This is a genomic window from Pseudomonas sp. MWU13-3659, assembly GCF_023757525.1.
Taxonomy (GTDB): Bacteria; Pseudomonadota; Gammaproteobacteria; order Pseudomonadales; family Pseudomonadaceae; genus Aquipseudomonas; species Aquipseudomonas entomophila_E.
Genome location: NZ_JAMSHW010000009.1, coordinates 122,713 through 134,183, shown reverse-complemented (window position 1 = coordinate 134,183; position 11,471 = coordinate 122,713). Strand labels below are relative to the sequence as shown.

Genomic DNA, 11,471 nt, shown 5'->3' with positions numbered 1-11,471 from the left:
CAGCCAATCACTATACATTACCGACCTTCAACCAAACGTGCCGAGCATTCGCCTCAGCCTCTCAGCGAGGCCAGCATCGGATGAGCCTGATCCGCAGACGCGACTTGAATTGGCGCAGAACGAATATATTCCACGGTTTCAACGCAATGCCGTGCGTCCTCGATCCCATAGCCCCGCCCCGCCAGAATTTCTTTATAGCTGGTGGTATGCAAGTCAGTGAAACCTTCGGAAAACTCGATTTCCTGCCCGTCCACGGTGATCGAGCGATAGGTCGGCTTCTTGCCTTTCACCGAGTCAGGAAGGTCATTGGCATCGATCGAAAGGAACCACTTTACCCGCGCCTTTTCATACTCGAGGTAGCCCGCCGCCTTGTAATCATTTGCATAGTGAACAACATTATTCACCAGCCGCCCGAATACAAAGTGCAACATATCGTAGAAGTGAACGCCGATATTGGTGGCCACGCCAAACGATTTACGCGGATCGCCTTTCCAGCTTTCCATGTACCATTTGCCGCGCGACGTAATATAGGTCAGCTCGACTTCATGCTTAGCTGCCTGTTTCTGCTCGGCCACCTTTTCCTTAAGATCGAGTATCGCCTGATGATGCCGCAACTGCAGAATATTAAACACCCGCCTACCCGTTTCCCGCTCAACTTCAGCGAGTTCATCAAGCGCCGCGGCACTGGGCACCAACGGCTTCTCGCATATCACGTCACACCCCAGGCGCAAACCAGCGGCGATATGGGATTGATGGAGGTAGTTTGGCGAGCACACAGCCACGTAGTCCAAGGCTGTCGCCGGATCGCGGCGCAGACGGTAAGCATGCTCGAGGAACCGCTCGAACTCGGTAAAGAATTCACTTTGTGGGGAGATGCTATCAATGATCCCGACAGAATCATTGATATCATAGCCCGAAACCAGTTCGTTCCCGGTGTCTTTGATTGCACGCATATGTCGAGGCGCGATGTAACCGGCCGCACCAATCAACGCAAACTTCTTCATCATTCTATCCTTGGCAACTGGGCGGAAACCCGCCCAGAAACATTGTCAGGCTTTAATAATATGAGCTGCTGGCTGCCGATACTTGCCACGGCTATCCACGATCAACTTGCAGTTGTCACTGATCAGTTTGTAATCAAACTTATCGTGATCTGTAGCAAGCACGACGGCATCGAAGCGCGCCAAATTCTGTGCCGTTACTGGCTCACTGCTCAATGTAAAATGATGCTCCCGCATTTTCGGGAAAACGGGAACATGGGGGTCGCTATAGGCGATATCGCAACCTTTGGCTTCCAACAGCTCCATGATCTCCACAGAGGGAGACTCTCGCATGTCATCCACGTTTTTTTTGTAAGCGATGCCAAGCACAAGCACCTTGCTTCCCTTGAGCGGCTTGCCTTGATCATTGAGGCCATCCATGAGCTTGCCGACAACGTACTCAGGCATCGCCTGGTTGACCTCACCGGAAAGTTCGATGAAACGAGTGTGCAACCCATACTCACGAGCCTTCCATGTCAGGTAGAAGGGATCGATAGGAATGCAGTGACCGCCCAACCCCGGGCCAGGGTAGTATGCGGTGAAGCCAAAGGGCTTGGTCGCCGCAGCATCGACAACTTCGAAGATGTCGATACCCATGCGGTCAGCGACAATCTTCATTTCGTTGACCAGGCCGATGTTCACCGCACGGTGGATATTCTCCAGCAGCTTGGTCATCTCCGCTGCCTTCGTGGAACTGACTGGAACCACGCGATCAATCGCCTGTTCGTACAGCGCGATACCCACTTCAAGGCAGGCAGGCGTATGGCCACCAATCACCTTGGGGATCGTCCTCGTTTCAAAATCAGGATTACCTGGATCTTCACGCTCAGGTGAGTAGACGAGGAAAATGTCTTCACCAACGACCAGCCCACTTTCCTGAATACGCGGGAGCAACTCTTCTTCCGTGGTACCTGGATAAGTAGTGCTTTCCAGAGAAATCACTTGCCCGCTACGGACATAAGGTTTCAGTGCATCAGTGGTGTTGATGACGAAACTCATATCGGGTTCGCGATATTTATTCAGCGGCGTCGGAACGCAGAGAATTAACGCATCGCACTCAGAAGCGCGAGAGAAGTCTGTGGTCGCCTCGAAGCCCGACTGGCGCGCGGCAAGTACTTTCTCGGCAGCGATATGCTCAATGTAACTCTGCCCGGCATTGAGGCGCTCTACCTTGCTTTCATCAATATCGATACCCAGCACATTGTAGCCGATAGCGTTATAACGAAGCATCAGCGGCAAGCCAACGTAACCGAGCCCAACAATTCCGAGCTTCGCTCGCTTACTTTTAAACTTCTCTACGCTGACCTGCTTCTGCAGCGACATCCTTATTCTCCAAAGTTAAGAACCGACCCAATTTTAAGCATCGACTTCCAGCACCAAAATCACTCAAAGGCCTCTGAAAATCCGCAAGACGGGAACGCACCGCCCCCTGTGCACCAGTGATGCGATCATACCCGCTGCCTGCTCAAGTAGCTACATTCGGCTAGGGCAACGCAAACCACTCCACTTGATGGCAATATGAGGTCACCCGCCCCCGCCACACACATCAACGGCTCACGCCAAGCGCCTGCGTGCCACCTGGCGATATCGTACTACGCCTACTTTCCTACACAGCTCTCGCCAACAGTGGACGCAAGACCAACATGTAACGCAAAGCCGCAATCAGAAGCCCTAGCACAAAGCCCGCCACCGCCCCCATCATGACGAACACCTTGAAGTCCGGCTTGACGGGACGTAACGGCTCTACTGCCAGACGATCTACACTGACGAGCTGCAAGGCGCTCATATCCGTGCGAATAAGACTCAGCCTACTTCGCTCAGCCCGCACCTGCTCGACATCCCTTAGAAACAGCTCTTCGTTCTCACGCCCCTTGAGAATCTGAACCTTCCGGTTAGTTTCCAGGATGGCAAGCTTTTCTCGAATCTGTGCAATACGAGGTTCACTGAAGTCGTCAGAGGTGCGCTTGCTGAGCGCTCGCTGCTCCGCCTCCAGCGCGTCCGTACCCATGAAATATAGCGGGATGAGCTGATTATTGATTTCCGTGCGAATGACATTCCCCCCGGCACCCACACTGCCCTCCTCCAGGCTAGAAGGTGTTGAGGGTCGCTTCAGCCCCAACGAGCGCGCAATAGAAATCGCTTCACCGAGCTCGGCGATACGATTCTCACGACGCAACTTCAGCTGGAGGCGCAAGCCTCGCAACTCATCGGAGAGCTGAGCGCGGCTGAGCGCATCGGCCTCGAGTAACACAGCGATCTGCTGCTGCTTGTCAGTCGAATACATTTCCCGTGCGTTTTCCAACTTCGCGTCCGCTACTTGAATACGGTTCTGCACAAGAGTCTGTAAATCTTCAGCAATCCGCCGCCGTTCACGATCAATGGCGTATTGCACCAAACCATTGAGAACAGACTTACCATCCAGACCGGCTGGATATTGCATATCCATGCGAATGAATGCCTTGGAAGCATCCCCCTCCTTAATGACTGGTGCCGTTAGCTGAAGGGCATTGGAATTAAACTTCTCAAAGGCCTGCTCAAGCGTAAAGCCAGGCTCCATCATGGATGCCTGCAACGCTGAATTAGAGCGAAAATAGCCCAGTCGCGTGTCATACGACTCCAGCGACACCGCCAGCCGTTTCAATGCCTCATCCGGTGGTAAATGGTATATTTTTGTTAGATTTAACTCGTCCAGGCCATTCAAGGAGGCCGGGCGCAAAACCGTGCTGACTTGATACACAGGTGTCATTTTGAGCGAGTAGATGCCGGCGATCAGCGCACAAAGGACTGTAACAACTCCGATCAATTTCGCCTGGCGCCAGAACGACTGGAGCAACGCAAGTAAATCGACGTCATCATGATTGGCTGAGGATGGAATAGGGACGATGCTGGTCACGGCACACCTGCCTGCTGGAGAGGGGGGGAGGGAACAGGAAAGGCAGCCACGTCATCTGGCCACCCCCACTCAGTGGAACTTCCATGCCCCGGCACACACTGAAAAAGGCAGTATTGTGACAGCTGCCTTATCAAAGTGCCAGCACCCCCTCCGCCCGACTAGCGCCGACGAAGGCCTCGCAAATTCCGCAACAAGGCGAGCATAACGCCCAATGCGATACCAGCGACCACCCCAAATGCCACAATGACCCCCTTTCTGGGCTTCACAGCCCGATCCGGAGACTCGACGGGGCCGTCCTGCCGGTAAACCCGCACTCGGTCAGTGTCAACATGAACCGAACGGTAGAAATCCAGGAACTGTTGACGCTGACGAAGGCCAGGTACAAACGGATCATCGCTCACCCTGTCGCGCAAGTTCTCGATTTCAGCGAGCAGCGCCTTGCTCCCCCGCATATAGGTAAGCGAGTCCTTCATATTGGCGGAAAACTCACCGGACAAGGCATTCGAAATGATCGGCGGCCGCTCCAAACCGATTGATCGAGCTATTCGCAAGGCTTCAGTCAATTGAATGATCCTATCCTCGCGCTGTTTGCGTGCTTCATCACGCGCCGCAGCGATTTCACGCTCGAGATTACTGGACTTCATCGCGGCTTCAGCCTTGAGGTCCTCGGTGATTTCATGCGTCCCTAGCTGCCCAGCCATCTCAATGTAACGAACCGCCCAATCCGCCGCCAACCGAGGATCTGGCAGGTCAACCTTCACAAAGAATCGAGGCAAAGCATCCTTGGAGAGCCCCCCCAGCGTGAGCAGGCCTTCAAAACGAGCATAGAGCTCATCCTGCGACCCTTTGCGCTCCCCCGGAGACAAGCTTGGGAGATAGACACCCTGGAAAAACTCCCGACGCAACGACTCCGACTGCAGGTGATGCAGATAAACGCCATACACCTCTTTGACAGTAAGCATATTGAGCCCGGAGTCCCCTCCTCGCCCATAGTTGAGTGGAGAAATGTCATTTTGCGCGGGCGGTTGCACGATCACCCTGGCCTCGTAAACAGGTGTCGCACGCAGGGCGTAGGCCAGCGCTAGACCGATGACCACAATCATCACAACGACAATCAACAACCTCTGCTTCCACAACCCTTCCACTAGTTCAAACAGATCAATCTCATCACCAGCACTCAGGCGCTCACGTTCACTGCGCATTTATTCTATTTTTCCTTGGGTCTGATTTTTAGCCTAGCCCCCGAGAGCCCAACAAGACTTAAGCTCTCTTCGCTCAACCCGAAGAGTAGCCAGCATTCCCCAGCCTCGGGTAGAGGCAACGCTCAATTGGCACCAGGCGAGTGTAGAAAGCACCCAGTTGTATTGGTTCCCCTACAACGACCAGCGGTACAAATCCCACCAGATATTTGTTGCTCAATTGCGGCAATCCCTGAAAAAGGCCTCCGCCCCTCCCCTGAACACCACGCACTCGTAATCGGAGTCGCCAGAGGGAGTGCTGACGCCCACTTTCTACCCCCTAGACAAGCCCCTCCCCACATGAGCCACCACGACCGCTTAGGCCCGCGCACTCATTACTCACCCACTGACAATCCAAAGGCAATAGGGCAATATGGACTTCAAGAAGTACCAAAGGGCGCCCAGGAGGGTACGCAGCCAATCTGGACAGGAAACCTCTGCGCACCAGCAAAAACGCCTGCAAGAAAGCCGAGCAGTAAAAACGGGATCGCGAACACCACACCGCACAATAAAGGGGTGCGGCCGAACCCATCAGAAGAGACAGTAAGCTCGAGCAACATTGACACCGAAAAGCCCCCTCGCGCCGGCCGCCCGAGCGATAAACGCCCCTCGACTCACCCGCCCACTGAAACAGAGGACAAGGGCATCGCCCAGAAACCTTCTTTAACGGGCGGACGCACGGAGCTTGTGCCTACCAGATAGCACTCCATAAACACCCAGCAGCGGGCCTACAGCCAGCCCGAAAACCAATGCCGCAAGAACCAGCACTGCAATCGGCATTGTCGGTGCAGCCCAACCAAAAATCTTCAGCGAAACAGCCTGTTGGTTCTCCAGGACGAAGAACAACACCAACGCCGCCAACAACAGCACGAACAGCACTACCAGGGCGCGCTTGAGGTTACGCATCAGGATGGACCCTCTCTCGTTCAGATAGGCGCATCTTCTTCCTCATTGACCCGATCACGCAACTCCTTGCCGGGTTTGAAGTGAGGCACATACTTGCCCTCAAGACTGACCGACTGTCCAGTCTTGGGGTTTCGCCCCACCCGCGGCGCACGATAGTGCAATGAAAAACTGCCAAAACCGCGAATTTCGATACGATCTCCAGTCGCCAAGCACTGCGACATCTGCTCAAGCATGGTCTTGATGGCCAACTCCACATCCTTGGACGAGAGCAGCCCCTGATGGGTGACAATTCGTTCGATCAGCTCCGACTTCGTCATATTTTTCCCTTCGTTATCAAGCAGCTAGATCATTGCTTAATCAGTTTGTAGCACGCCCCGGGAGATTTGAACAGGGCGGTTCTTGACTTAACAAAAAAATTCAAGAAGAGGACTACAAGCCTGAAGGAATGCTCCTGCCTAGGCCGAGAGTTTTTCGACACAAACACATGACAACCACCAAAACGAAGCAACAGCTCTAAAGAGCGACTCCCCCCCCTCTCGAGGCAAGAGCCGCCTCGAAACAAGGGAGCATCGGGCCCTGCAAGTCAAAAAAAAGGGCGACCCGAGGGTCGCCCTTTTTACCGATCAAACAGAACTCAGTTCTGCTTGGCCATTGCTTCGCGCAGCAGCGCAGCCATGGTGGTATCGGCAGCCGCTTCCGGAGCGTTTTTCAGGCTCTGGATGGCTTCACGCTCTTCAGCGTCGTCCTTCGATTTGATGGACAGGCTGATGACGCGGGACTTGCGGTCGACGCTGATGATCTTGGCTTCGATCTCTTCGCCTTCCTTCAGCACGTTGCGAGCGTCTTCAACGCGGTCACGGCTGATTTCGGAAGCTTTCAGAGTAGCCTCGATGTCGTCGCCCAGGGTAACGATGGCGCCTTTGGCGTCAACTTCCTTGACGATACCTTTGACGATCGCGCCCTTGTCGTTCAGAGCAACGAAGTTGGAGAACGGATCGTCTTCCAGTTGCTTGATACCCAGGGAGATACGCTCGCGCTCTGGGTCAACCGACAGGATGACGGTTTCCAGCTCGTCGCCCTTCTTGAAGCGACGCACGGCTTCTTCGCCAGCTTCGTTCCAGGAGATGTCCGACAGGTGAACCAGACCGTCGATACCGCCGTCCAGGCCAATGAAGATACCGAAGTCGGTGATCGACTTGATGGTACCGGTGATCTTGTCACCCTTGTTGAACTGGCCGGAGAAGTCTTCCCATGGGTTCGATTTGCACTGCTTGATACCCAGGGAGATACGACGACGCTCTTCGTCGATGTCCAGAACCATGACTTCCACTTCGTCGCCAACCTGAACGACTTTCGACGGGTGGATGTTCTTGTTGGTCCAGTCCATTTCGGAAACGTGCACCAGGCCTTCAACGCCTTCTTCCAGCTCAGCGAAGCAGCCGTAGTCGGTCAGGTTGGTGACGCGCGCCATGACGCGAGTGCTCTCTGGGTAGCGGGCTTTGATAGCAACCCATGGGTCTTCGCCCAGTTGCTTCAGACCCAGCGAAACGCGGTTGCGCTCGCGATCGTACTTCAGGACCTTGACGTCGATCTCGTCACCAACGTTGACGATCTCGGACGGGTGCTTGATACGCTTCCAGGCCATGTCGGTGATGTGCAGCAGACCATCGACGCCGCCCAGGTCGACGAACGCACCGTAGTCGGTGAGGTTCTTGACGATACCCTTGACCTGCTGGCCTTCCTGCAGCGATTCCAGCAGAGCTTCGCGCTCGGCGCTGTTTTCGGCTTCCAGGACGCTGCGACGGGAAACGACAACGTTGTTGCGCTTCTGGTCCAGCTTGATGACCTTGAATTCCAGCTCTTTGCCTTCCAGGTGGGTGGTGTCGCGCACTGGGCGGACATCAACCAGGGAGCCCGGCAGGAACGCACGGATGCCGTTAACGTCGACAGTGAAGCCGCCCTTAACCTTACCGTTGATAACGCCCTTGACCACTTCTTCGGCAGCGAAAGCAGCTTCCAGAACAATCCAGCACTCGGCGCGCTTGGCTTTTTCACGGGACAGCTTGGTTTCGCCAAAGCCGTCTTCGACCGCATCCAGCGCAACGTGAACTTCGTCACCGACCTTGATGGACAGCTCGCCAGCTTCGTTGATGAACTGCTCGAGCGGGATGACGCCCTCGGACTTCAGGCCAGCGTGAACGGTAACCCAGTCGCCGTCGATGTCGACAACGATACCGGTGATGATGGCACCCGGCTGAAGATTGAGGGTTTTCAGGCTTTCTTCAAAGAGTTCTGCAAAGCTTTCGCTCATTTTAATTCCTGTAGATTCGGGCGAAACAGACGCCCATAGCCACATTCCAGACAATGTGGGTTTCGTTTAAGTAAAGAAAAGCCGGCAGGACGTTGACTGGTGCCCCTGCCTGCTCTCCTCTCCATCAGATGAGGTCGCGCAGCGCGAGCTCGCTTCTGATGCGTTGCAGCACCTGCTCGATGGACAGCTCCGTGGAATCCAGCTGAATCGCATCGGCCGCCGGCTTGAGCGGGGCCACTGCGCGCTGGGTGTCACGCTCATCGCGCGCACGGATCTCATCTAGCAGACTTGACAGACTAACATCTTCCCCCTTCCCCTTCAACTGCAGGTAGCGTCGGCGAGCACGCTCCTCTGCGCTGGCGGTGAGGAAGACTTTCAAGGGGGCGTCCGGGAACACCACAGTCCCCATATCACGGCCATCGGCAATCAGACCGGGCGCCTCACGGAAGGCGCGCTGGCGTTGCAGCAATGCTTCGCGGACCGCAGGCAACGAGGCGACCATCGAAGCGCCGGCACCTACAGTCTCGGTGCGGATGACATTGCTGACATCCTCGCCTTCAAGAATGATCTGCTGCAGCTTGCCCGGCTCGGCGGCGATGAACTGCACATCCAGATGAGCGGCCAGGGCCTTGAGCAACTCTTCGTTGGTCAGGTCGACACCGTGGTTACTGGCGTTGAACGCCAGCAACCGGTACAGGGCGCCGGAGTCGAGCAAACGCCAACCCAGCTCACGGGCCAGCAGGCCCGCGACAGTGCCTTTGCCCGAGCCGCTAGGCCCGTCAATGGTGATGACCGGTGCTTGCGAACTCACGACTTGCCCTCTTCGGCAACACGAATACCGACTTCGGCGCACAGCGCCAGGAAATTCGGGAACGATGTGGCGACGTTGGCGCAATCATGAATGACAATCGGCGCACTGGCGCGCAGAGAAGCAATGCTGAAGGCCATGGCGATACGGTGATCACCGTGACCGTGCACTTCACCGCCACCGATCTGGCCACCATCGATGATGATGCCATCCGGGGTCGGCTCGCACTTCACGCCCAAGGCGATCAGACCATCCGCCATCACCTGGATGCGGTCCGACTCCTTCACCCGCAGCTCTTCAGCACCACGCAGCACGGTACGCCCTTCGGCGCAGGCCGCGGCGACGAACAGCACTGGGAACTCATCGATGGCCAGTGGCACCAGGTGCTCGGGGATCTCGATACCCTTGAGCTTCGCCCCGCGCACGCGCAGGTCCGCCACAGGCTCGCCACCGACTTCACGCTGGTTTTCCAGGGTAATGTCGCCGCCCATCAGGCGCAGGATGTCGATCACGCCGGTGCGGGTCGGGTTGATACCGACGTGCTCCAGGACCAGTTCGGAACCTTCGGCGATGGACGCTGCCACCAGGAAGAATGCCGAGGAGGAAATGTCCGCCGGCACTTCGATGCGGGTGGCGGTCAGCTTACCGCCGGACTGCAAGGAAGCGACCGGACCATTCGACTCAACCGCATAGCCGAAGCCACGCAGCATGCGCTCGGTATGGTCGCGGGTCGGCGCAGGCTCGGTGACGGTGGTGGTGCCCTCGGCGTACAGGCCGGCGAGCAACAGGCAGGATTTGACCTGGGCACTGGCCATCGGCAGCGTGTAGTTCAGCGCCTTGAGCTTGTGGCCACCACGAATGGTCAGTGGCGGACGGCCTTCAGGACCGGTCTCGACCACCGCGCCCATTTCACGCAGCGGATTGGCTACGCGGTTCATCGGGCGCTTGGACAGCGAGGCATCGCCGGTCATGGTGGTGTCGAACGGCTGCGCCGCCAGCAGGCCGGACAGCAGGCGCATCGAGGTGCCGGAATTGCCGACGTACAGCGGCCCGGGTGGCGGCTTGAGGCCGTGCAGACCAACACCATGAATGGTCACGCGACCATGGTGCGGGCCTTCGATGACCACGCCCATGTCGCGGAAGGCCTGCAGGGTAGCCAGGGCGTCCTCGCCCTCAAGGAAACCTTCCACCTCGGTGGTGCCTTCGGCCAGCGAGCCGAGCATGATCGAGCGATGCGAGATCGATTTGTCGCCTGGTACGCGAATCCGTCCGGACACGCGGCCACCAGGTTGGGCCAGGAAAATCAGGTCGTTGGCGTTCATAGCGTCCACATAGGCCCGGCGGGCCAGGATTTTACTGAAATGCTCGCGGGCAACCCGGGCGCGGGTGAAAACACCCAGCAGCTGGTGCCCGTCCCCAGCATCGACCGCGTCGCGCAAGGCGCCGAGGTCGCTGCGAAATGTATCGAGGGTGCGCAGGACAGCCTCGCGGTTGGCGAGGAAGATGTCGTGCCACATGATCGGGTCGCTGCCGGCGATTCTCGTGAAATCGCGGAAGCCCCCCGCAGCGTACCGGAAGATCTCCAGGTTTTCATTGCGCTTGGCCAGCGAGTCGACCAGACCGAAGGCCAACAGGTGCGGCAAGTGACTGGTCGCGGCCAACACTTCGTCGTGGCGTTCGACCGACATATGCTCGACGTCGGCATCCAGCGCGCGCCACAAACGATCGACCAGGGCCAATGCCTGCGGGTCGGTTTCCGGCAACGGCGTGAGGATCACCTTGTGGCGGCGGAACAATGCCGCATTGGAAGCTTCCACGCCACTCTGCTCGGAACCCGCGATCGGATGTCCCGGCACGAAGCGCAGCAGCCGCTCGGCGAAGGACTCGCGAGCAGCACGCACCACGTTGCCCTTGGCACTGCCCACATCAGTGACCACCGCGCCGCCCAGGTCAAGCTGAGCCAGGCGAGCCAGAAGTTTCTCCATGGCCAGGATCGGTACTGCCAACTGAATGACATCGGCGCCGACACAGGCGGCTGCGAGGTCTTCCTCGCAGCGATCGACCACGCCCAGCGCTACGGCCTGCTTGCGCGACTCGGCATCGAGATCGACACCAACCACTTCGCGGCACAGGCCGCTTTCGCGCAGGCCCTTGGCGAACGAGCCGCCGATCAGACCGAGGCCGACCACGACCAGGCGACCGATAAGCGGTGCGGATTGTTTTGTTACAACATCAACCACGAGTGCGAACCCTGTTCAGAAATCTAGGCAATCTG

At 57.1% G+C, this 11,471-nt stretch carries 9 protein-coding genes; all 9 read right to left on the bottom strand.

Annotated features, from left to right (window positions below; all coding sequences use genetic code 11):
- Positions 1-53 precede the first annotated feature (53 nt).
- Entirely contained in the window at positions 54-1,004 is a 951-nt protein-coding gene (locus NGM28_RS13795; RefSeq protein WP_240065964.1) for a Gfo/Idh/MocA family oxidoreductase, read from the bottom strand.
- Between the two features lie 45 nt (positions 1,005-1,049).
- Positions 1,050-2,363 carry a UDP-N-acetyl-D-glucosamine 6-dehydrogenase gene (gene wbpA, locus NGM28_RS13790; RefSeq protein ID WP_252090517.1) on the bottom strand — a complete coding sequence of 438 codons (1,314 nt, stop codon included), beginning with the start codon at positions 2,361-2,363 and terminating at the stop codon, positions 1,050-1,052.
- Between the two features lie 283 nt (positions 2,364-2,646).
- Positions 2,647-3,933 carry a Wzz/FepE/Etk N-terminal domain-containing protein gene (locus tag NGM28_RS13785; RefSeq protein ID WP_252090516.1) on the bottom strand — a complete coding sequence of 429 codons (1,287 nt, stop codon included), beginning with the start codon at positions 3,931-3,933 and terminating at the stop codon, positions 2,647-2,649.
- A gap of 158 nt (positions 3,934-4,091) precedes the next feature.
- On the bottom strand, positions 4,092-5,135 hold the full coding sequence (locus NGM28_RS13780) for an LPS O-antigen chain length determinant protein WzzB (RefSeq protein ID WP_240065961.1): 1,044 nt from the start codon (positions 5,133-5,135) through the stop codon (positions 4,092-4,094).
- Positions 5,136-5,834: 699 nt separating this feature from the next.
- A complete protein-coding gene (locus NGM28_RS13775; protein ID WP_240065960.1) occupies positions 5,835-6,077 on the bottom strand; it encodes a LapA family protein in 243 nt (80 codons plus the stop codon).
- A gap of 20 nt (positions 6,078-6,097) precedes the next feature.
- Entirely contained in the window at positions 6,098-6,394 is a 297-nt protein-coding gene (ihfB, locus tag NGM28_RS13770; protein ID WP_240065959.1) for an integration host factor subunit beta, read from the bottom strand.
- A gap of 317 nt (positions 6,395-6,711) precedes the next feature.
- Positions 6,712-8,388, bottom strand: a complete 1,677-nt coding sequence (rpsA, locus tag NGM28_RS13765) for a 30S ribosomal protein S1 (protein WP_240065958.1) — start codon at positions 8,386-8,388, stop codon at positions 6,712-6,714.
- A gap of 124 nt (positions 8,389-8,512) precedes the next feature.
- Positions 8,513-9,199: a (d)CMP kinase gene (cmk, locus tag NGM28_RS13760; RefSeq protein ID WP_011532775.1), complete on the bottom strand. Its 687-nt coding sequence runs from the start codon at positions 9,197-9,199 to the stop codon at positions 8,513-8,515.
- The gene (locus NGM28_RS13755; RefSeq protein WP_252090515.1) at positions 9,196-11,436 is read right to left on the bottom strand and encodes a bifunctional prephenate dehydrogenase/3-phosphoshikimate 1-carboxyvinyltransferase; all 2,241 of its coding nucleotides are present in this window, start codon (positions 11,434-11,436) and stop codon (positions 9,196-9,198) included. Before NGM28_RS13755 ends, cmk begins: the two co-directional genes overlap by 4 nt.
- Between the last annotated feature and the right edge of the window lie 35 nt (positions 11,437-11,471).